Annotated in this window: 13 protein-coding genes and 1 pseudogene; 10 read left to right on the top strand and 4 right to left on the bottom strand. The window is 42.7% G+C overall.

Annotated features, from left to right (window positions below; genetic code table 11):
* The first annotated feature begins 44 nt into the window (after nucleotides 1-44).
* Entirely contained in the window at nucleotides 45-2,627 is a 2,583-nt protein-coding gene (locus NSTCB13_RS21150) for a BsuBI/PstI family type II restriction endonuclease (protein WP_448273719.1), read from the top strand.
* A gap of 272 nt (nucleotides 2,628-2,899) precedes the next feature.
* Here the strand turns inward: NSTCB13_RS21150 and katG are convergent, their stop codons facing one another.
* The gene (katG, locus tag NSTCB13_RS21145; protein ID WP_448273718.1) at nucleotides 2,900-5,182 is read right to left on the bottom strand and encodes a catalase/peroxidase HPI; all 2,283 of its coding nucleotides are present in this window, start codon (nucleotides 5,180-5,182) and stop codon (nucleotides 2,900-2,902) included.
* A gap of 113 nt (nucleotides 5,183-5,295) precedes the next feature.
* Between katG and NSTCB13_RS21140 the strand changes: the two genes are divergently transcribed.
* The 5 genes and pseudogenes from NSTCB13_RS21140 (at nucleotide 5,296) to NSTCB13_RS21120 (ending at nucleotide 9,289) form a co-directional block, all read left to right on the top strand.
* Entirely contained in the window at nucleotides 5,296-5,463 is a 168-nt protein-coding gene (locus NSTCB13_RS21140) for a hypothetical protein (protein ID WP_448273717.1), read from the top strand.
* Between the two features lie 77 nt (nucleotides 5,464-5,540).
* Nucleotides 5,541-5,748: pseudogene (locus tag NSTCB13_RS21135) on the top strand (IS66 family transposase); the annotation flags it as partial.
* A gap of 155 nt (nucleotides 5,749-5,903) precedes the next feature.
* Entirely contained in the window at nucleotides 5,904-6,959 is a 1,056-nt protein-coding gene (locus tag NSTCB13_RS21130; protein WP_448273716.1) for a glutathione S-transferase family protein, read from the top strand.
* The gene (locus NSTCB13_RS21125; protein WP_448273715.1) at nucleotides 6,956-7,840 is read left to right on the top strand and encodes an aspartoacylase; all 885 of its coding nucleotides are present in this window, start codon (nucleotides 6,956-6,958) and stop codon (nucleotides 7,838-7,840) included. The genes NSTCB13_RS21130 and NSTCB13_RS21125 overlap by 4 nt, the downstream gene beginning before the upstream one ends.
* Nucleotides 7,841-8,305: 465 nt before the next feature.
* Entirely contained in the window at nucleotides 8,306-9,289 is a 984-nt protein-coding gene (locus NSTCB13_RS21120; protein ID WP_448267658.1) for a polysaccharide deacetylase family protein, read from the top strand.
* A 190-nt stretch (nucleotides 9,290-9,479) separates the two neighbouring features.
* On the opposite strand, the gene NSTCB13_RS21115 is transcribed toward NSTCB13_RS21120, so the two are convergent.
* On the bottom strand, nucleotides 9,480-13,082 hold the full coding sequence (locus NSTCB13_RS21115) for a beta strand repeat-containing protein (RefSeq protein WP_448273714.1): 3,603 nt from the start codon (nucleotides 13,080-13,082) through the stop codon (nucleotides 9,480-9,482).
* The gene (locus NSTCB13_RS21110; RefSeq protein WP_448273713.1) at nucleotides 13,009-14,088 is read right to left on the bottom strand and encodes a hypothetical protein; all 1,080 of its coding nucleotides are present in this window, start codon (nucleotides 14,086-14,088) and stop codon (nucleotides 13,009-13,011) included. Before NSTCB13_RS21110 ends, NSTCB13_RS21115 begins: the two co-directional genes overlap by 74 nt.
* Nucleotides 14,089-14,282: 194 nt before the next feature.
* Between NSTCB13_RS21110 and NSTCB13_RS21105 the strand changes: the two genes are divergently transcribed.
* The 4 genes from NSTCB13_RS21105 (at nucleotide 14,283) to NSTCB13_RS21090 (ending at nucleotide 21,086) form a co-directional block, all read left to right on the top strand.
* The gene (locus tag NSTCB13_RS21105; protein ID WP_448273712.1) at nucleotides 14,283-16,724 is read left to right on the top strand and encodes a dynamin family protein; all 2,442 of its coding nucleotides are present in this window, start codon (nucleotides 14,283-14,285) and stop codon (nucleotides 16,722-16,724) included.
* A gap of 116 nt (nucleotides 16,725-16,840) precedes the next feature.
* Nucleotides 16,841-17,866 (top strand): S66 peptidase family protein, encoded by a 1,026-nt coding sequence (locus NSTCB13_RS21100; RefSeq protein WP_448273711.1) that lies wholly within the window; start codon nucleotides 16,841-16,843, stop codon nucleotides 17,864-17,866.
* Nucleotides 17,867-18,042: 176 nt separating this feature from the next.
* Nucleotides 18,043-19,653 carry an NAD(P)/FAD-dependent oxidoreductase gene (locus NSTCB13_RS21095; protein ID WP_448273710.1) on the top strand — a complete coding sequence of 537 codons (1,611 nt, stop codon included), beginning with the start codon at nucleotides 18,043-18,045 and terminating at the stop codon, nucleotides 19,651-19,653.
* 548 nt (nucleotides 19,654-20,201) lie between these two features.
* Nucleotides 20,202-21,086 carry a hypothetical protein gene (locus tag NSTCB13_RS21090; RefSeq protein WP_448273709.1) on the top strand — a complete coding sequence of 295 codons (885 nt, stop codon included), beginning with the start codon at nucleotides 20,202-20,204 and terminating at the stop codon, nucleotides 21,084-21,086.
* A 305-nt stretch (nucleotides 21,087-21,391) separates the two neighbouring features.
* Here the strand turns inward: NSTCB13_RS21090 and NSTCB13_RS21085 are convergent, their stop codons facing one another.
* Complete coding sequence (locus NSTCB13_RS21085; RefSeq protein WP_179067371.1) at nucleotides 21,392-21,658, bottom strand: hypothetical protein; 267 nt, start codon at nucleotides 21,656-21,658, stop codon at nucleotides 21,392-21,394.
* Nucleotides 21,659-21,764: the final 106 nt, after the last annotated feature.

Here is a 21,764-nt window from a genome sequence, read left to right as displayed (position 1 = left end):
AAAACCTGATAAAGTTGGTTTTTATTCTGTGAAAATCAGCCGTGATGTTCCAATCAAGCAGTAGAGAGTCTAGAGAAAATCATCACAAGCCGTTGGAATTCAAAAGCTTGTCAAAATGTTCTGTCAGAAACTTACTCGATGAAGTAGATCTTCTGAGGATTGCTGCAAGCTTGAAACAGGATCAAAAGCAAAAAGGAAAACTAGGTCAATTTTTGACACCTGCTCCAGTCGCAGAATTAATGGTTAGAATGTTTGGCAAACTCGATCTTCCTCAAATATCTCTACTTGATGCTGGAGCAGGAGTTGGCTCATTACTTGCAGCCTTTGTGGCTAAACTTTGTCACAGCCAAAAACGCCCAGCCAATTTAGATATTGTTGCCTATGAAATCGATCCTTTTTTGATTGGGTATTTGCATCAGACATTGAAATTATGTGCCAGAGAATGTCAAATAGCTAATATATCTTTTAACTATGAAATCCGGGATACGGATTTTATTGAGGATGCAGTCAGACTTCTTCAGCCTAGTTTGTTTGATAATCCTGACAATTGCAGGTTTACCCACGCTATTCTCAATCCCCCATATTTAAAAATTAACGCTCATTCCAAAGTTCGTTATTTGTTACGTTCTATAGGATTAGAAACCAGCAATCTATATACAGGTTTTATCGCTGCTACAGTTCAACTTCTTGAATCAAGAGGGGAGCTTGTAGCTATTTCGCCGCGTAGTTTCTGTAATGGGCCATATTTTAGAAATTTCCGCAAAATGTTTTTGGAAATCATGGCTTTAGATCGGATACATCTTTTTGATTCTAGACAGGAAGCTTTTAGTGATGATGAAGTTTTGCAGGAAACGATTATTATTCATGCTGTTAAACAAAAATCAAAATTTAACAATGTAATCATTAATACAAGTTCAAATGCTGATGATGATTTTATTCTGTCAAATTCCTTAGCTTATACAGAGATAGTTCTTCCCAACGACTCGCAACAATTTATCCACATTATCCCCGATCCAGTAAGTCAGCAGGTCATTCAAAAAATGGCTAACTTTACTTGCACATTAAAAGACCTAGAATTAACTGTATCAACGGGACGTGTTGTAGATTTTCGTGCTAAAGAATATCTGTGTTTAATGCCAAATGAAGACACTGTTCCTTTGATTTATCCATTGAATTTTTCAGAAGGATATGTTGAGTATCCCAAAGTAACTAAAAAACACCAAGCTCTGGTATATGCAGAAGCAACTGTATCTATTTTAGTACCAAATGAACATTATGTTTTGACTAAAAGATTCTCCTCAAAAGAGGAAAAAAAACGAGTTGTTGCTGTTGTATATGATGCTAACCAAATTAATTGTTCTTGGGTAGGTTTTGAAAATCACCTGAATTATTTTCACAAGAACGGAAGAGGACTTAATCTTACCCTAGCACGTGGTCTTGCTGCTTATCTTAACTCTAGCCTTGTTGATGCATTTTTCCGGTTGTTTAATGGGCATACTCAGGTTAATGCAACCGATTTACGAAATTTAAAATATCCGACAATAGCACAACTAATGACTGTAGGGCTATATATTACTGAGCATTTCCCATCACAAAAAGAAATCGATCAACTGTTGCAAGAAAAGTTACTGAGTATGAGCAATCAGTCGGAAAACAACCCCTTAATAATTAAAACCCGTATTGATGAAGCACTACAAATTTTAATTGAACTTGGACTTCCACGGGCACAACTTAATGAGCGTTCAGCCTTAACTTTACTGGCTCTACTTAACTTAAAACCAACAGATCCTTGGGAAACTGCTGCATCTCCCCTAATGGGAATTACGCCAATGATGGAATTTATAGCACTGCACTATGGCAAAACATATAAACCTAATACGCGGGAAACTGTTCGCCGCCAAACAGTCCATCAATTCTTAGATGCGGCTTTGATAATTGTAAATCCAGATGCACCTGAACGCCCCGTTAACAGTCCGAAAACAGTATATCAGATTGAAGAAAGTGCGCTTGAACTCTTACGTACTTATGGAACTAATGAATGGAAAAAGAGCATTCATACTTACCTGGCTTCAGTTGAAACTTTGAAAAAACGATATGCTCAGGAACGGGAACTATCACGTATTCCGATATTAATTGAGGGAGAGGTAAAAACTCTATCGCCAGGTGGACAGAATATTCTGATTGAAAAGATTATTAAGGAGTTTGCAGAACGTTTTACACCAGGAGGAAAACTGATTTATATTGGTGATACAGATGAAAAGTTTGCGCATTTCAATGAAGTGGCATTGAGAGATTTGGGTGTTACTATCGATTCTCACGGAAAAATGCCTGATATGATTATCCATTATCTAAAAAATGATTGCCTAGTTTTAATTGAAGCTGTAACTTCTCATGGGCCAATTAACCCTAAACGGAAGAAAGAACTTGAAGTTATCTTTGCAGATCTAAAAATCCCCCTTGTCATGGTGACAACTTTTTTAAGCCGAAAAGCGATGGTAGAGTATTTGGCTGAAATTGCTTGGGAAACCGATGTTTGGGTTGCAGAAGATTCTACTCATCTCATTCACTTCAATGGAGAATATTTATTACAGGCTTACAAAATGGATAGAGATTCTGAAACGGAATAAACTATTTTTAATTTTTGATCATCTGTGTAAAAAGAAGCGTTAAGGTGATATCAGTATCCACAATATCAATACCTTCGCCAATTTACGAGGCTGAGTTGATATATCGCCATTTTTGGAGGCAATCTTCAGTGCGCGTCAATATTTAGCTAGTGGTCTATCGCATTAATTTTGCTAGGTTTGTAGTGAGCGATTTATCGCTCAAATCAAGGACTAAAGTTTTTACTACGAACTTTTATAACCCTTCAGAATTAATGAGACAGACCACTAGTCTGTTAAGCGCAAACGTCGAAGCGATCGAGCATCATTACCTTGTTCCAGACCGCAACGAAGTCCTTGACCATACGCTCGTGACCGTCATCAGCGCCATAGACTTCTGCAATTTGACGAAGTTCCGCGTTCGAACCGAAGATGAGATCGCAACGTGTCGCGGTGAACTTCGTTTCGCCCGTTTTGCGATCGCAGATGTCAAAAAGCATCTCGCGATTGTCAACAGGCTTCCACTCGTAGTCCATACTGGTCAGAACACGGAAAAAGTCATTGGTCAAGACACCCGGTCGGTCAGTGAAGCTACCGTGCTTTGAATAGTCCCAGTTCTGATCGAGCGCGCGAAGTCCGCCAACTAGAACCGTCCATTCGGGCGCGGTCAGCGTGAGGAGCTGCGCTCGATCCAGGAAGATCCGCTCTGGCCTCACCTTATAGCCAACCGCCTCATTGTGATAGTTTCTAAAACCATCCGAAACTGGCTTCAGCCAATTAAACATTTCAACATCTGTCAGCTCCTGAGTCGTATCCATCCGCCCCGGAGTAAACGGGACGGCAACAGAAAACCCAGCGTCTTGGGCAGCCTTCTCGATCGCAGCACAACCACCGAGGACGATCAGGTCTGCGATCGAGATTTTTTTGTTGCCCGACTGAGCGCCGTTAAAGTCCGCCTGAATTTGCTCAAGGGTCGATAGCACCTCGCCGAGTTCCTGCGGGCGGTTCATTTCCCAGTCTTTCTGAGGATTGAGGCGAACGCGCGCCCCATTTGCGCCGCCGCGCTTGTCGGAATGGCGGTGACTCGATGCCGCTGCCCAAGCGGCTGACACGAGCGCCGAAACCGAGAGTCCACTTGCTAAAATTTTATCCTTGAGAGACTTGATATCGGCGGCATCAACGACATTATGATCCAGTGCCGGAATTGGATCTTGCCAGATCAGATCTTCCTCTGGGACTTCCGGACCAAGATAGCGCGTTTTCGGACCCATGTCTCGATGGATCAGCTTATACCAAGCACGCGCGAACGCATCGCTGAAGTAATCGAAGTCATCCAAGAAGCGCTGACAAATCTCGTGATAGACTGGATCGACCTTCAAGGCAATGTCCGAAGTCATCATCATTAACGGATGTTCAACGCCCGGTTGATGGGCATCTGGTGTCTTCGGCGCATCAGGATTGCTCGGCTTCCACTGAATGGCACCTACTGGACTTTTTGTCTGTTCCCAATCGTACTTAAAAAGATTGGTTAGGTAGCTGTTGTCCCACTGGGTTGGATTTGGAGTCCACGATCCTTCGATCCCGTTCGTCATCGTATATTCGGCAAACCCAGTGCCTTCAGGGTTCTGCCACCCCAAGCCCATCGCCTGAATCGGCGCGGCTTCCGGCGCTGGACCGATCTTGTCCGGCGAGACCATGCCGTGACTTTTGCCAAAGGCATGACCACCTGCAATCAGCGCGACAGTTTCTTCGTCATTCATGCCCATACGCGCAAACGTCTCGCGAATGTCTCGCGCCGAGCCATAGGGGTCGCCCTCAGCGTTTGGACCCTCTGGATTGACGTAAATTAGCGCTTGATGCGAAGCCGCTAGCGGGTTTTCAAGGTCGTAGTATTCCTCGTTCGGCTTCCCAACCCACCGAATCGTGCGAGTGACCATCTCGTCAGGATGACCAGGGTGTTCCTTAATGTCGTCAACTGGATCGCCGTTCCAGAACTCCGGTCCCCAGTATGTCGCGCGATCCGCCTCCCAGGCATCAATGCGACCGCCACCAAAACCGAAGGTCTTAAACCCCATGATTTCGAGCGCGCAGTTGCCAGTCAGACTCATCAAATCAGCCCAGCTTATTGCCGCACCATATTTCTGCTTGATGGGCCAGAGCAGCCGTCGTGATTTATCTGTGTTCCCATTATCCCACCACGAATTGATTGGTGCAAAGCGTTGCATACCCTGACTCGCTCCGCCCCGACCGTCTGCGATCCGGTAGGTGCCTGCTGAGTGCCACGCCATGCGAATCATTTGAGGTCCATAATTACCATAGTCGGCTGGCCACCAGTTCTGCGAATCGGTCAGCAGCGCTTTGATATCGCTCTTCAACTGTTTAAAGTCAATCTTCGCGAAGGCTACTTTGTAGTCGAAATCTCGCAGTGGGTTAGCTTGGGGCAAATTTTGGTGAAGCAGTTCGACCTGAAGTCGGTTCGGCCACCAATCATCAGTTTGCGGCTTGGAACCGAGCGCACCGCCAATGCGGCTTCCACGGAAAGGACATTGTGCAGGAGGGGTGACAGGGTTGTTATTCATAAAGTCCAATCTCTTCTCAATACCGTTGCCAAAATAAGAGGATGAAGAGGTAGGGCGTTTCGTAGTAGAGTTATTGTCTCTCACAACGACAACTCAAAAACCACTTGCCGCCCATGCCCGATATCTTATCATTGTTACAATGCCTGCTGCCGCAGATAAACGCTACAACGATGCGTCGTAAGGATTCAGGTGGCAGAGTATTGACAAAGGGGACGCTTGGGGTAGAGTATCACAATCATCAACCTCAACGCGCCTCAACAAATCGACCGGGAAAGTCTTAACCAGCTGTCCAAAGAAGAGTTGGTGGATATCATCATTGAACAGGCGATCGCTTTAATATTCATATAGATGAAACACTGAACGCTCTCTTCGTTTGGCTGTGACAAAACGTAAGATTAGTGGTGGTTCCCGTTCGATGGAGCGGTTTTGTCATACTGCTAATTTGTTGACAGTGGTGCAGACTTATCGCCGTCAAGGTAGGTCTGTTATTGATTTTTTTTGCACAAGCTCTAATTGCTGACTTTAATAATTGTCTGTCTTGCCCTTCTTTACTTCCCCAATATTAGACCTGAATCCTTACATAGATCCGACAGTTCAGGCAAAGCGTAGTAAAGTAAAGTAAGAAATCTCAAGGTGCGTATAGGTATGAGAACCTACGGATTATAAATTTAACAGCATATACAGCAGTAACCTCGATCGCTCCCAAAGCAAAATTGTCGCCATGACTAACTCAACTCCAATGGATGACGAGAAAAAGCTCCCCAAGAAGAAAGGCAAGTCGCTTCCTCCCAAGCTGATTATCTGGCTAGGAAAGTTTGTTTGGACGACTATGTGGCAGATAATGATGTCAAATCTGGCTCCTCGCAATCAGTCGGGAGCATATATTCGTCCTAATAGCCAGTTTCGCAAGTTCATCGGTACAGAATCAGGGAATCCCCACCCACCAGCAACGGGGCGCTACAAACTTTATGTTGGGCTGGGCTGTCCTTGGGCGCATCGAACTTTGGTTGTGCGATCGCTTAAAAAACTCGAAGCTGTAATATCAGTATGTATCGTCTCTCCTTCTCCCATTGAAGGCGGTTGGATATTTAACGATGAAGTTGAAGGTTGTCGCACACTGGCTGAATTTTATCAGAAGGCAGAACCCGGCTACAGTGGACGCTCGACAGTACCAGTACTATGGGATAACCAAACAAAAGCGATCGTTAATAATGAGAGTTCAGAGATTATCGTCATGCTGAACTCTGAATTTAACGAATTTGCCAACAATCCGACGCTAAACCTTTACCCAGAAGAACTTAAAGAGAAAATTGACTGGTGGAATGAGAAGATTTATCACACTGTAAATAACGGTGTGTATCGCTGTGGCTTCGCCCAAAGTCAAGAAGCATACAATCAAGCCTGTAATGAACTGTTCGCAACTCTTGATGAGATTGAACTTGCATTGCAGACTAATCGCTATCTCTGCGGTGAACATCTGACACTTGCAGATGTGCGGTTATTTACAACATTATTTCGGTTTGATAGTGCCTACTATGGGCTGTTTAAATGCAATCGGCAGCGAATTCGAGACTATCAAAATCTCGGAGCTTATCTACGTGACTTGTATCAGCTTCCGGGTGTAGCTGACACTTGCGATGTAGAAACTGTGAAGCGGGACTACTACGGTAACCTATTTCCACTCAACCCTGGTGGAATTATCCCCAATGGCCCTGATATGTCCTATCTTAATCAACCACACGATCGCGATCGCATTGGCAGAGTGAATGCTTCATGAACCAGATTAATCGAGTTGCAATTGTCGGTGGAACTCATGGCAATGAGTTTACAGGAGCCTACCTAGTCCAAAAATTTGCCCAGTTTCCCGATTTAATTACTAGACCGAGTTTTGAGACAGTCACACTGTTAGCAAATCCTCATGCTTTTGCCGCCGGGAGACGATATGTAGAGAAAGATTTAAATCGCTGTTTTCTCAAGCAAGATTTACAAGATCTGACTTTGAATAGTTACGAAGATTTGCAAGCTAAATTAATTCAGGATACCCTAGTATCAAATAAGGATAAACAAGCAGATTTCATCTTAGACTTGCATAGCAGTACAGCTAATATGGGTCTGACAATTATTCTTGATAACAGTCATCCTTTAAATTTAAAATTGGCTGCTTATCTAAGCCAGATTAATCCTTTAGTTAAGGTTTATCGCTGTTCCTTTAAATCAATTGCAGAAAACCCATTTGTAAATTCTTTGTGCGAATTAGGCTTTGCATTTGAGGTTGGCCCAATTGCCCAAGGAGTTTTAAAAGCAACACTGTTCCAACAAACAGAGGAACTTGTTCGCGCCCTTCTGGACTACCTAGAACAGTTTAACCAGGGTAAAATTCCATCAAATAACGAAACGTTGATTCTCTACGACCATTTATCAGTTGTAGACTACCCAAAAAAAACCGATGGTACAATCTTTGGAATGATTCATCCAGAGCTTCAAGATAAGGATTATCAAGCCTTGAACCCAGGAGATCCAATTTTTCTAACTTTTGACGATAAAACAATTGTTTATGAGGGAGGATCTACTGTTTGGCCAATTTTTATTAATGAGGCAGCTTACTACGAAAAGGGAATTGCCATGTGTTTAACCCAAAAGCAGCAAATCAACATCTAAGATGTGGATAAAGTTTTTGGATAATTGCTTTTAATCGAAGTGATGATAAAAATTGAAGATGAAAATTATTAATAACTTCATATATTTAGCGCAATCACTAAAAACTATTTATGTTATATATATCTTAGTTATAATATATTACCGCTCGGTAATTAAGTATCAGGGTAAAAAGTCGTCAAAAGGTTTGATAAAATCGATATCAAAGGAGCGCTGAAAACCTATTATCTAATTGATCGGCAATATTTTTTAGAGAAGTAAATATAAATCTAATCCACTAATCTAGGTAATGTCTATGAAATACTGCTTTGAAAGTAACTCTTTGTTTTAAAAAGGAGGAAATGCAAACATTCAGGCTTGAGCTTTATTTTAAACTCAGCCCTGAGTCGAACTATGGAACTTGACTGATAAAATTCAAATTTAACAATATAATTTACGCTTAAAATTGTCGAAATACTTGAACTCATAATGAAAATTAAGCAAAAAAGAAACAAACCAATAGCCAGTCTTTCCTTAGATTTAGATAATATTTGGTCTTATTTAAAAAATCAGGGCGCTCCGGGTTGGCAGACTTATCCTTCTTACTTGGATATCGCAGTACCTCGTTTCTTAGATATTCTCAAGCAATGGGATTTGACAATCACAGTATTCATTGTCGGTCAGGATGCAGCGCTAGAAAAGAATACCAAAGCAATACAAGCGATCGCTAGTGCTGGTCACGAAATTGGCAACCATTCATTCTATCACGATCCTTGGCTACATCTGTATTCAGAGAATGAGATTGAAGAAGAGGTGGCACTCGCCGAAGAACATATCAAGCGCGTCACTCATCAACATCCTATCGGCTTCCGGGGGCCAGGATACAGTTTTTCTCCAGCAGTTTTGAAAGTCTTAGCACGTCGGGGATACGAATATGATGCTTCGACTTTTCCTACATTTTTGGGCCCCATAGCACGAGCATATTATTTAATAACTTGTAAATTGAGCAAGGAAGAACGTAAAAAACGGGAAGCGCTGTTTGGCGGTTTTAAACAGGGTTTGCAGCCTCTAAAACCTTACCAGTGGAAACTAGATAAGGATAAGCTAACTGAGATTCCCGTTACCACCATGCCAATTTTTAAAGTGCCAATTCACTTCAGTTACATAATGTTTCTGAGTACATTTTCTTCGGAAGTGGCGTTACTCTATCTGCGAATTGCCCTATGGCTGTGTAAAGTTACACGCGTCCAGCCTTCTTTGCTACTCCATCCTACAGATTTTGTAAGTCAAGAAGATGTGCCAGAACTCTCATTCTTTCCAGGTATGAGTGTTCCTACTTACAAAAAGCTGGCAATAGTGAACAAAAGTTTAGAAATTATATCCAGTCAGTTTCATGTTTTGACTGTTGGACAACACGCTAAATTTGCAGCCGATGCCCCGAAACTACCTGTATTAGTGCCTCAAAAGAGGTAAAAATATCATCTATGCGATTATATTAAAAGAATTCAGAACTCAGAAGTCAGAATTCACTTGTCGTAGGGGTACAGCATTGCTCATTGGTGTCAACTTCAGCTAAAAGCTAGTTTTAGGCTGGCTTTGACGCTAAGTTGCAATGAGTATTGCTGTGCCCGTACCACATAATATATTTACTTGAAAATAGCATCTAAACTTGCACAACAAAATCTGATGCAGTAAGAGTTGGCGCACCAGTCAGAGTTGCAAATAGACCGCCACTACCAAAACCAGCCGCACTGCCATTTTGGTTGTAAAATAACTGTCCACTCACAGTATCGTAGATAATTTTCGCTGTGCTGGTTTCCCCATTAGAAATGATTTGAAAATCACTTTTGTTACTAAAACCTGTTCCAGCAGTTGAAGCCAGCGCACTAAAAGTAGTTTTATCTAGGACAATCCGATCGCCCTGGGAACTGTTAAAGTCACTAATGGCATCTATACCAACAGCAGTCAGACCAAAGGCTGCATCGGTGTTGTAAACGAAACAGTCCGCGCCACCACCGCCAACGAGAGTATCATTGCCAGCACCGCCGACGAGAGTATCATTACCAGCACTGCCTCGCAATAGATCGTTGCCACTCAAGCCATAGATAATGTCATTACCCCCTTGAGCATTAATCACATCGTTGGAGTTTTCAAAACCTGTGATGCTGTTATTCAGGTCATTGAGGAATGTGACTGTGTTTTTGTTAAACAGGCTAGTTTGAGTAGAGTTGTCATCGAAGACATCAAAGCTGTCAGCGATGTTGGTTTGCCCATCAAATAGAATATTGCCAATCGCAGGTGTTGCTCCAGAAGCAGGCAGATTATCGAGGCTTTCTAATTTGAAGTTTTGCAGAATGACTTTGGTATTAGCAACATTTTCAAAGGTAACTTCTAAGTTGTTAGCATTTTGAGTTAATTGCAGATTTTGGGCAGTTAAACCTGAACCTATAAATTGTAAGGTGTCCAAATAGGCGATCGCTGCTGTCGACGGCTTTGTGCCTTTACCAATGCCACTAAAATCGGTAATGGTATCATTGCCATCGCCAAGGCGAAACACAAATTTATCTTGACGGCTGTTAGTCGTCAGGATTAGATTACCAGGAGTTACCGTCGGGTTAAAGGCATCGTCACTGTTTATATTCGTTCCTCCAAACACCACATAGCTTTGCCCAGCAGAATCTTTGCCGTTGGGGGAGGCACTATATGCCCCAATAATCACGTCATCAATACCATCACCGTTGATGTCCGCCGCATTGCTGAGTGAGTTGCCTGAAGAGTAAATAAAGCCATTAGTGCCATTCAGGTCAGATAGGTTAAAAGTGCCGCTAATGCCCAGATTCGTTCCCCCGAACACCACATAGCTTTGCCCAGCACCAAAGTTGCCGGCATTCTTTGCCACAATAATCAGGTCGTCGATGCCATCGTTGTTGGTGTCCCCCGTGCTGAGTGAGTAGTATGGGTACTGAATATTAGCCTTAATTAAAAAGCCATTAGTGCCATCCAAATCAGAGAGGTTGAAGGTGCCTCCACTACCTAGATTCGCTGCCCCGAACACCACATAACTTTTCGCAGCATCCTCATCCACACCACCTTCTGCGCCAATAATCAAGTCATCAATGCCATCATTGTTGATGTCTCCTGCATTGCTGACTGAGTAACCTAATCCGCCAATATCAGAAAAGCCGTTAATTACAAAGCCATTAGTGCCATCTAAATCAGAGAGGTTGAAGGTACCGCCACTGCCCAGATTTGTTCCCCCAAACACTACATAGCTTTGCCCAGGACCAGAGCTGCTCTCGGGGTAGCTATTTTCTGCTGCCCCAATAATCAGGTCGTCAACGCCATCATTGTTGATGTCCCCCGCATTGCTGAGTGAGTTACCTAAGTTGTCACCTTCTGCAATGCCGTTAATCAAAAAGCCATTAGTGCCATCCAAATCAGAGAGGTTGAAGGTACCGCCACTGCCCAGATTTGTTCCCCCAAACACTACATAGCTTTGCCCAGGATTATATTCGCCGTTGCGGTCAGCACTACTTGCCCCAATAATCAGGTCGTCAACGCCATCGTTGTTGATGTCCCCGCCATTGCTGACTGAGCCGCCTGAAGAGTCATCTGCTGCAATGCCGTTAATCAAAAAGCCATTAGTGCCATTTAAATCAGAGAGGTTGAGGCTGCCGCCACTGCCCAGATTCGTCCCCCCAAACACTACATAGCTTTGCCCAGCACCAGAGTTGCCGTTGGGGTCGGCACCTGGTGCCCCAATAATCAGGTCGTCAATGCCATCGTTATTGATGTCCCCCGCATTGCTGACTGAACCGCCTGAAGAGTCATCTGCTGCAATGCCGTTAATTATAAAGCCATTAGTGCCATTCAAATCAGAGAGGTTGAGGCTGCCGCCACTGCCCAGATTCGTCCCCCCAAACACTACATAGCTTTGCCCAGCACCAGAGTTGCCATTAGGGTCGGCACCAAATGCCCCAATAATCAGGTCGTCAATGCCATCGTTGTTAATGTCCCCCGCATTGCTGATTGAGAAACCTGAGTTGTCACGTTCTGCAATGCCGTTAATTATAAAGCCATTCGTACCATTCAAATCAGAGAGGTTGAAAAAAGAGTTGGCACCCGCATTACCAACAAGGGTATCATTGCCTGCACCACCAACAAGGGTATCATTACCTGCACCACCTCTGAGCATGTCATTGCCACTCTTACCGTCAATGATGTCGTCACCCCCCTGACCATTAATCACATCAGCAGAGTTGTCAAAACCCGTGATGTTATTGTTGAGTTCATTGAGGAAAGTCACTGTGTTCTTGTTGAATAGAGTAGTTTGAGTGGAATCAGCATCGAAGACATCAAAGCTGTCGGCGATGCTGGTTTGCCCATCAAATAGGATATTGCCAGAAGCTTTGAGATTGTCCAAGTTTTCTAACTGAAAGTTTTGCAGAGTGATGGTATTAGGTACATTTTCAAAGCTGACTTTTAAGTTGTTACCATTTTGAATTAATTGCAGATTTTGGGCAGTTAAACCACTACCCGTAAATTGCAAGGTGTCAGCATTGGCGATCGCTGCCGATGTTGGGGTTGTGCCTTTACCAATGCCACCAAAATCGGTGATGGTATCATTGCCATCGCCAAAGCGAATAATAAATTTATCTTGACCACCGTTACCTGTTAAGGTATCATCACCAATTAACCCATCAATGATGTTGTTACTAGGTGTGCTAAATAAGGTATCTGCATAGGGAGTTCCAGTCAGGTTAAAAGAGATGTTGCTACTGGCAATATTCGTCCCTCCAAACACCACATAGCTTTGCCCAGCATCATAGTTGCCGTTGGCAAAGGCATATGGTGCCCCAATAATTAAGTCGTCAATGCCATCGTTGTTAATGTCCCCCGCATTGCTGACTGAGATGCCTGCAAAGTCATCTGCTGCAATGCCGTTAATGAAAAAGCCATTAATGCCATTTAGGTCAGAGAGGTTGAGGGTGCCGCTACTGCCCAGATTCGTCCCTCCAAACACCACATAGCTATTGGGGAAGGCATTTCGTGCCCCAATAATTAGGTCGTCAATGCCATCGTTGTTAATGTCCCCAGCATTGCTGACTGAGATGCCTGATTCACGACTTTCAACAATACCGTTAATGAAAAAGCCATTAGTGCCATCCAAATCAGAGAGGTTGAAACTGCCGTCACTGCCCAGATTCGTCCCCCCAAACACCACATAGCTTTGCCCAGAATCTATGATGCCGTTGGGGGTCGGCATATGGTGCGCCAATAATTAGGTCGTCAATGCCATCACCGTTGATATCCCCAGCATTGCTGACTGAGTTGCCTAAACGGTCACCTTCTGCAATGCCGTTAATCAAAAAGCCATTACTGCCATCCAAATCAGAGAGATTGAGACTGCCGCCACTGACTAGATTCGTTCCCCCAAACACCACATAGCTTTGCCCAGCAAAATCTTTGCCGTTGGGGGAGGCATTGTTTGCCCCAATAATCAGGTCATCAATGCCATCGTTGTTAATATCCCCTGCATTGCTGAGTGAGTTGCCTGAGCTGTCAGTGAGTGCAATGCCGTTAATCAAAAAGCCATTAGTGCCATTCAAATCAGAGAGGTTGAGACTGCCGCCACTGCCCAGATTCGTTCCCCCAAACACCACATAGCTTTGCCCAGCAAAATCTTTGCCGTTGGGGGAGGCATTGCTTGCCCCAAAAATCAGGTCGTCAATGCCATCGTTGTTAATGTCCCCCGCATTGCTGACTGATGAGTTGCCTGCTGCAATGCCGTTAATCAAAAACAAAAAGCCATTACTGCCATTTAAATCAGAGAGGTTGAGACTGCCACCACTGCCCAGATTCGTTCCCCCAAACACCACATAGCTTTGCCCACCACCAAAAATCAGGTCGTCAATGCCATCGTTGTTAATGTCCCCCGCATTGCTGACTGATGAGTTGCCTGAGTTATAACCTGCTGCAATGGGACTAATTATAAAGCCATTAATGCCATTTAAATCAGAGAGGTTGAGGGTGCCGCCACTTCCCACATTGGTTTGCCCAAACACTACATAGCTTTGCCCAGGATCGGGGATACTGTTAGGGTCGTAATTCTTTGCCCCAATAATCAGGTCGTCAATGCCATCGTTGTTAATGTCCCCCGCATTGCTGACTGAGATGCCTGAGTTTTCCTGTACTGCAATGCCGTTAATTATAAAGCCATTTGTGCCATTTAAAGAAGAGAGGTTAAGCAGGTTGAATGATGAATTAGCCATAATTTTCTCCTGTGTTTATTCGTTGTTAGTCAGCGAGTGGGTTTTAAGGTTTTATGCTTGAAGTTCCATGTTCTAAGTAGGGGTGTATAGATTATCCAGCAGCTAAAGTACATTAAGATTCTCAGAAATTTTACTGAACCATTGACACAATAAATATTAATAAAATATACATAAATATTATCAGGATGCTGAATATGTCAGATTTACCGCTTCAGTGTAGAAATTTGAAAGAGCAGGTTGAGTCTATATTACAACTGTTACAACAAGAACCAACGTTACGTTCCCAAGATATTACACCTGTACGAACTTCTTTAAGTAAAGCGATTTCTCCTAAGTTTGAAATTGTATTTGCAGGTGCTTTTAGTGCTGGGAAATCAATGCTAATTAATGCACTATTAGAAAGAGAATTACTCTACAGTGCAGAGGGACACGCTACAGGTACAGAATGCAAAATCGAGTATGCAGAAGTAGATAAAGAACGTGTTGTTTTGACATTTTTAAGTGAAGCAGAGATTCGAGAACAAGCAGTTTCTTTGTGTCAGCAACTAGGATTTAAAACAGTAGCTAATATCAACCAAGCTGAGGTAATTAACTTGCTACGTCAAGGTTCTGAAGCGATTATTCACCACGAAGGTGGTGAGAGTCAATCAGAACGTGCAAAACAGGCGAAGGCGTTGATGTTGTTGCTAGAGGGATATATAGCAAATAGCGATCGCATCAGCACGGTAACTAATGCTACATATTCAATGGAGCAATTTAACTTTTCTAACCTTAAAGAAGCGGCTGGATATGCGCGTCGTGGAAGTAATAGTGCGGTATTGAAGCGAATAGAATATTACTGTAATCATCCTTTGCTACAAGATGGAAATGTAATTATTGACACACCTGGCATTGATGCGCCAGTAGAGAAAGACGCACAACTCACTTATGCCAAAATTCAACATCCTGATACGTCGGCGGTGGTGTGTGTGCTAAAACCTGCTTCTGCGGGTGAGATGACAAAAGAAGAAACAGAACTTTTGGAATTAATGCGGGAGAATGGGGGAGTACGCGATCGCGTTTTCTATGTCTTCAACCGGATCGATGAAACTTGGTATAATACTCAGCTTCGGCAACGATTGGACGATTTAATTAGTGGGCAATTTGCCAATTCCAGGAAAGTTTATAAAACCAGTGGATTATTAGGATTTTATGGCAGTCAGATTAAACAAGCAAGCTCACAAGATAGATTTGGTTTAGATTCTGTTTTTGCAGAAAGTATTAAAGGTTTAGATGGTAAAGAAGAAACACCACAATTTGTCTATGCGTTTAATAACTACTGTGTAAATTCCGGAAAGTTATCTTCCAGTAAATTCCGTGTTTCAGTGAACGGCTATGAAACTCCAAATCAAAATTATGTGCGGATTCTAGGCGAGTGGGGAAATGAACTGATTGAAAAGCTAATTCAAGATAGTGGAACTGAAGAATTTCGCACAGCTATTACTCGTTATCTTACCGAAGAAAAGCGTCCCCAATTATTTAAAAATCTTGCTGATGATTTGGAAGATGTTTGTATTAAGCTCAAAAAACATTATCAGAACGTCCAACGCGATTTAGATAGTCAGCCCCAAGAAATTGAGACGATGAAGGCGCAAGAGTTGCAACACCTAAATCAGCAACTACAGCAAATTGGCAGAGAATTTAGCGAGCATATCAACGAAGAAGTTAACCATGTAATTAATAGTTCTTGTGATGCTTTTGAAGCAGATTTTAAGCAATTGCAATCACGAATGATTCGCCGCTTAGATGAATTGCTAGATACTTTTTCTGTAGCTTCTGCTTATCAACGTGCAACCATCAGTCATCCTCGCAATGCTACTGCACCTTTAATTGCTATTTTAGTAGAGGCATTTTATTACTTAGCAAATCAATTAGAAGATATTTTGATTGAATCTTCTCAGCAAGTAGTTGCAAATTATTTTCAGCGATTGATTGAAAAAGTTCGCAAGTCAGAATATTATCGCCAACTGTATCGTTTATTAGATAATGATGGTGGTATTGAACAAGAGATCAGAATTTTAGAAAAAGGAGTTGCTCAAGCATTATTTAGTGCAGCTAGTGTGGAGTGCGATCGCTTTGTGCGAGAAAGTCCTAGATTTTACGATGAAGGCACTTTTTCTATATATCAGTTTCGCCAAACTTTATCACAAACTTCTCAAGGTTACGACGCCGAAAGTATCGTGGAAGCAGAACCAGCCATTAGGCAGTTATTGAAATTAGATTTTGAACCAAAAGTTTCTCATACTATTCGTAAATCTTTCCGTCAAACCATTAATCAAACATTGAAAACTCAATTGATACCAATGGCAGATCGGCAAGCAGACGAAATTTTGCAACAATACCCACAGGCACGCGCTTATTTAGAGAAAATATTAGAACAAGAAGCTGAAGAAAAAATTGCAAATAATCGCCGCTTGTTGAATATTGTTGACGAAAATATTGCCGTATATAATTCGGCAGTTTCTAGCATTAATAGTTGTTTACAGGCAATGCAATTATACGATCGTCTTTTGCCTGTCATTGGTGATTTATTTGCTACTGATGCTAAATTCGCTAATAATGGATTTGTGATTTCAGATATGGTACAAAAGGTTTAATTTTATATATCGCAATCCTATTTAATTGGTGAAAATTCGCGGTATCCAGATCCCCGACTTCGTAAAAGTTGTCGGGGATCTAACTTTTTAGAATCCTAATCCCCAACAAAATAGTTATGAATATCAAGCGTCGGCAATTTCTTGCAACCTGTGGGCTGGCTACCTTAGCTACTCAAATACCAACACTTACCGCCCAAGGTAAGCCATCTCTAAACACCATCCGTAAGCCGCCCCGTCTACAACCTGGCGATACCGTAGGGTTAATCGCCCCTGCGGGTATCGTTGACGCTAAAGACATTGAAGCAGCCAAGAAATCGATTTCACAGTTAGGATTAAAAGTCAAGCTGGGGAAGCATATTTTAGATCGTTACGGCTATTTAGCGGGTAAAGACAGCGATCGCGCCCAGGATGTAAACTTGATGTTTAGCGATCGCACTATAAAAGCAATTATTCCGATGCGTGGTGGTTGGGGCTGCAATCGCATTTTACCTTTACTCAACTACTCGCTAATCCGCTCACATCCGAAAATTATCATCGGTTACAGTGATATTACAACGCTATTGTTAGCAATTAATGCCCGTAGTCAAATGGTTACTTTTCATGGCCCAGTTGCTACGTCTACCTGGAATCAATTTACAGTGGATTACTTCCAGCGCATCCTATTTAATGGTGAAGCGGTGACTATGCAAAATCTCAACCCTAGCGAAGTGCGGCTGGAGATAATCGCACCGGGAAAGGCGAGGGGTAAACTGGTGGGTGGAAACTTGTCAGTCCTATCAGCGATGGTAGGTTCACCTTACCTACCTACTTGGAACAAAAGCATTCTGTTTGTGGAAGAAGTTGGCGAGGATGTTTATCGTATAGATAGGATGCTGACGCAGTTAAAAACTGCTGGGATACTTAATCAAATTGCTGGTTTTATCTTTGGACAATGTACTAAATGTAGTCTTGGAGACGAACCGTCATTTACGTTAATGCAAGTATTGCAACAACACATACTTCCTTTAGGTATTCCTGCTTGGTACGGTTCAATGATTGGTCATATTAAGGATAAATTTACCTTGCCAATCGGTGTAGAAGTAGAAATAAATGCTGAATTTGGGACAATACAAATGTTAGAGGCGGCTGTTAGTCTTGTGTGAAGAAGGCAGGAGGCAAGGATTTTAAATATATAGCGTTTCCTAGTCTGCTGAGGTACAAATCTCTGCGTACCTTTGCGCTTTACTTTGCGTCCCTTTGCGTTTCAAAATATTATCTGCCTTCTACCTCCTGCCTCTCTTGTTAAGATTTTGATAGACAGTATGCATTTCTCCTCGCTATGTTACGCCTAACAGAAGTAAAGCTCCCGCTCGATCATCCTGAAGATGATATCAAGACTGCCATCCTCAAAAAGCTGCAAATTACAGATGAAGAATTGATCGGTTATTCCATCTTCAAGCGTAGCTACGATGCCCGTAAGAAAGGAGAGATCGCCCTTGTTTATATTCTGGATGTAGAAACGACTCAGGAAACCCATCTACTCAAGCGCCTGAAAAAAGATCCCCATGTCATGGCTACGCCAGACATGAGGTATCGCCCAGTGGCAAAAGCACCGAGCAATTTGACAATTCGCCCCATCGTGATTGGTACTGGGCCTTGTGGCTTATTTGCAGGTTTGATGCTGGCACAAATGGGCTTTTGTCCGATCGTTTTAGAACGTGGCAAACAAGTCCGCGATCGCACCGTTGATACCTTTAACTTTTGGAAGAAAAAATCAGATTTCAACCCAGAATCCAATGCCCAGTTTGGTGAAGGTGGGGCGGGTACATTTTCTGATGGCAAACTCTACAGTCAAGTCAAAGATCCTCAGCATTATGGGCGCAAGGTACTGACCGAACTTGTCAATGCGGGAGCCTCGCCAGAAATTCTCTATATTAATAAACCGCATATCGGCACCTTCAAACTGGTGGGAATCGTCCAAAGTATGCGTGCCAAAATCGAATCCCTCGGTGGCGAAATTCGCTTTCAAAGCCTAGTGGAAGATATTAACATCGAAAATGGACAGGTGCGGGGAGTCACCCTCGCCAGTGGGGAATATATCGCCAGCGATTATGTAGTTCTGGCGGTAGGTCATAGCGCCCGCGATACCTTCCAAATGCTATATAATCGCGGGGTTTACATCGAGCCGAAACCTTTTTCCATCGGCTTTCGGATCGAACATCCCCAGACTCTCATCGATAAATGTCGTTTCGGCGCTCAGGCTGGTCATAAGCTTTTAGGTGCTGCTGATTATAAACTGGTTCACCACTGCCAAAATGGTCGTTCCGTCTACAGTTTTTGTATGTGTCCGGGAGGTTTGGTGGTTGCAGCTACATCAGAACCGGGGCGAGTCGTCACCAATGGGATGAGCCAATATTCTCGTAATGAGCGTAATGCCAATAGTGCGATCGTTGTGGGTATCACACCCGAAGATTATCCAGGAAATGCGTTAGCAGGAATTGACTTCCAACGACGCTTAGAAGAAAAGGCTTTTGAATTGGGCGGTGGAACTTATGAAGCTCCAGGACAGTTGGTGGGAGACTTTCTCAACCATCGTCCATCTACAGCATTTGGCACGGTTAAACCGTCCTATACGCCAGGGGTGCGTTTGGGCGATTTGAGTCAGAGTTTACCAGATTATGCGATCGCCGCCATTCGTGAAGCCCTTCCAGCTTTTGACAAACAAATTAAAGGATTTGCAATGGATGATGCCGTGTTGACTGGGGTAGAAACCCGCACGTCATCACCGATTCGGATTAAACGCCAAGAGGATTATCAAAGTTTAAATACCGTCGGTCTTTATCCAGCTGGTGAAGGCGCGGGATATGCAGGGGGAATTCTCTCGGCTGGTATCGATGGTATTAAAGTGGCGGAGGCGGTAGCTTTAAGTATTTTGAAAAATTGCAATTAGTAAAATCTAAAATAGTGAATGCGATGCCGAAGGCGATAAACTACGCAGTCTCAGCATCCGATTTGGAGTAGAGAGGGAGCATAAAATAGTTCTAATCTAGCCTGAAGTTTTGTAGGTTGGGTGCAGTAACCCAACATAAAATTCGGTGGTAATGTTGGGTTGCGTTTCACTCCACCCAACCTACAAAAATATATGTTTTAAAAAACTCTAGGTTTCAACGTAGATGAGGTTTAATTGGCTTACTGAGTATAGATATTCCTGATTTTTACAGAAATGACTTCTATATTGTACTAGCCCTAATGTCTTTTTTTAGTCAATGCATTAAGTGCATTTATAACAGCTTGATTTAACTATTGATAAGTTCTGGCAGCTTGCGAACGTAATACGAATTATTTAGCCTTGGGTGTTTTTATTCTTATTTGTAACCCCTGAACGTTTACAATTAATTTCATCGCAACCTAACTAATGCCTCACACACTTACAGGTGTGATGCATATAAACTCCCAATTCACTGGGAACATTAATTTCATGGCAACAGAATTATAGGAATGATGAACAAATTCAAATATTTTTCTATCTTATTTTTATCTATCGTTTTGATGGACGGAGCGACTATAAATATTTTTGCTCAGGCTGCTGTAACTAAAGTTTTAGTAACGGCTCAAAACGAATCTCTCAACAAATCTGATATTGACAAAGTTATCGCTTTTTACGAATGGGCCTTTTCAGGAAAATTCACTAACGAACAGCGTAATGAATATCAGTCAATAAAATTAAATGAGTTTCGCAAAGACCCAGATGGAACTAGAAAAAGCATTGACAATCTAATTTCCAATTATACACAAGCTCTTACTAAGAACGAAGAGGAACAAAGCCGGATTCGGCAGGCATTTAACAAAGAATTTGTCGGGCAATTACGAAATTTACCGAATGATGCGGAAGCTAAACTTTTGCTGTCTGTTTACGATAGCGCCCACGCGGGCGAAACTGCTTCAAATGATACTGATGATTCATCCAGTAGCGTTGGAGAGATTTCGTCGTTAGTTGGAAAATGGGTTTGGACGCGTACCGGAAACAATGCTATAAGTACGAATGGTACATATATTGGATCGAACGGTTCGCGTTTCACTTATCAATTTCTGCCGAACGGAACGGTCGAATTTACAGGAATAATGAACGTAATGAACGGCAGCTGCAACCAGCAAATTTTCCAATCTCGAAAAGGAAAAGCCAGTCTGAGCGGTAGTACGATGACAATTAACTGGTCTCCAGCAACTTTCACTCGTGACTTTTCGTGCGACAGAGCGAATAACTACACGAAAACTTTGCCTGCGGAAAACGAAACTTATCAAGTGAAATTCAAAACCGATCTAGGTCAGAAACAGCTTTGTCTGATCGGCAAGGATGAAACCTGTTTCAGCCCGACAAATTAGGCCAAATGACAAAGCCAGCTTTATTTGTTTACTCAAGTAGCTAGATTGGAACGCACCACCAACTAAGCTTGCGGCTCATGTCAATTTTATAGCCGTAGTCACACAGGTTAGGACATTTAGAAAGGGTGAATGCTAGAGTTAGCAATAGTTTTACCTCCTGCCTCCTGCCCTCTGCCTCCTGCCTCCTGCCTCCTGCCTCCTGCTATAATATCAAGCCCCACCTAGATACTTTCGAGGTAGGGCTTTTATTTTTATGTCTGGAGTCAATATGCAATCATGTATCAAGCGCGATCGCACTGGAGAATTTAGCCGAACGTTAAAGCTGGTTCTTCACAGAAGTTAAATAAGGCTGACTCACTTTCTGATTCATCTTCAAAGACAGCAGATATGTACCATTCACAGGGCGAATCATTCGTATATTCAGCCCAAGCAATTGTTACTGTTTCACCCGATGGAATCCCTGAATCACTCAAGGTAAATGAGGCCCACTCTTCATCATCGACAGATACCCACAACTCTGTAATTGCTTGTTCGGTATCATTGGTAACAGTAAACGTGAATTGATCTGACATAAATAGCCCCTTAGCTATAAATAAATTGCAGGTTGTCAGTCACCGATTATACTGTCACTTTTTTAAAACGTTGTCATGCAAACTGCCACAATATAATCTCAGAAGT

It is taken from the genome of Nostoc sp. DSM 114160 (assembly GCF_053470305.1).
The sequence above is the reverse complement of the archived record's forward strand: the minus strand, read 5'-3'. Positions and strand labels throughout refer to the sequence as shown.

What these genes read in the sequence shown, in the direction of transcription:
- NSTCB13_RS21150 (WP_448273719.1), top strand. Translation starts at nt 45, where the DNA reads ATGTTCCAATCAAGCAGTAGAGAGTCTAGAGAAAATCATCACAAGCCG.
- katG (WP_448273718.1), bottom strand. Translation starts at nt 5,182, where the DNA reads ATGAATAACAACCCTGTCACCCCTCCTGCACAATGTCCTTTCCGTGGA.
- NSTCB13_RS21140 (WP_448273717.1), top strand. Translation starts at nt 5,296, where the DNA reads ATGCCCGATATCTTATCATTGTTACAATGCCTGCTGCCGCAGATAAAC.
- NSTCB13_RS21130 (WP_448273716.1), top strand. Translation starts at nt 5,904, where the DNA reads ATGACTAACTCAACTCCAATGGATGACGAGAAAAAGCTCCCCAAGAAG.
- NSTCB13_RS21125 (WP_448273715.1), top strand. Translation starts at nt 6,956, where the DNA reads ATGAACCAGATTAATCGAGTTGCAATTGTCGGTGGAACTCATGGCAAT.
- NSTCB13_RS21120 (WP_448267658.1), top strand. Translation starts at nt 8,306, where the DNA reads ATGAAAATTAAGCAAAAAAGAAACAAACCAATAGCCAGTCTTTCCTTA.
- NSTCB13_RS21115 (WP_448273714.1), bottom strand. Translation starts at nt 13,082, where the DNA reads ATGCCGACCCCCAACGGCATCATAGATTCTGGGCAAAGCTATGTGGTG.
- NSTCB13_RS21110 (WP_448273713.1), bottom strand. Translation starts at nt 14,088, where the DNA reads ATGGCTAATTCATCATTCAACCTGCTTAACCTCTCTTCTTTAAATGGC.
- NSTCB13_RS21105 (WP_448273712.1), top strand. Translation starts at nt 14,283, where the DNA reads ATGTCAGATTTACCGCTTCAGTGTAGAAATTTGAAAGAGCAGGTTGAG.
- NSTCB13_RS21100 (WP_448273711.1), top strand. Translation starts at nt 16,841, where the DNA reads ATGAATATCAAGCGTCGGCAATTTCTTGCAACCTGTGGGCTGGCTACC.
- NSTCB13_RS21095 (WP_448273710.1), top strand. Translation starts at nt 18,043, where the DNA reads ATGTTACGCCTAACAGAAGTAAAGCTCCCGCTCGATCATCCTGAAGAT.
- NSTCB13_RS21090 (WP_448273709.1), top strand. Translation starts at nt 20,202, where the DNA reads ATGATGAACAAATTCAAATATTTTTCTATCTTATTTTTATCTATCGTT.
- NSTCB13_RS21085 (WP_179067371.1), bottom strand. Translation starts at nt 21,658, where the DNA reads ATGTCAGATCAATTCACGTTTACTGTTACCAATGATACCGAACAAGCA.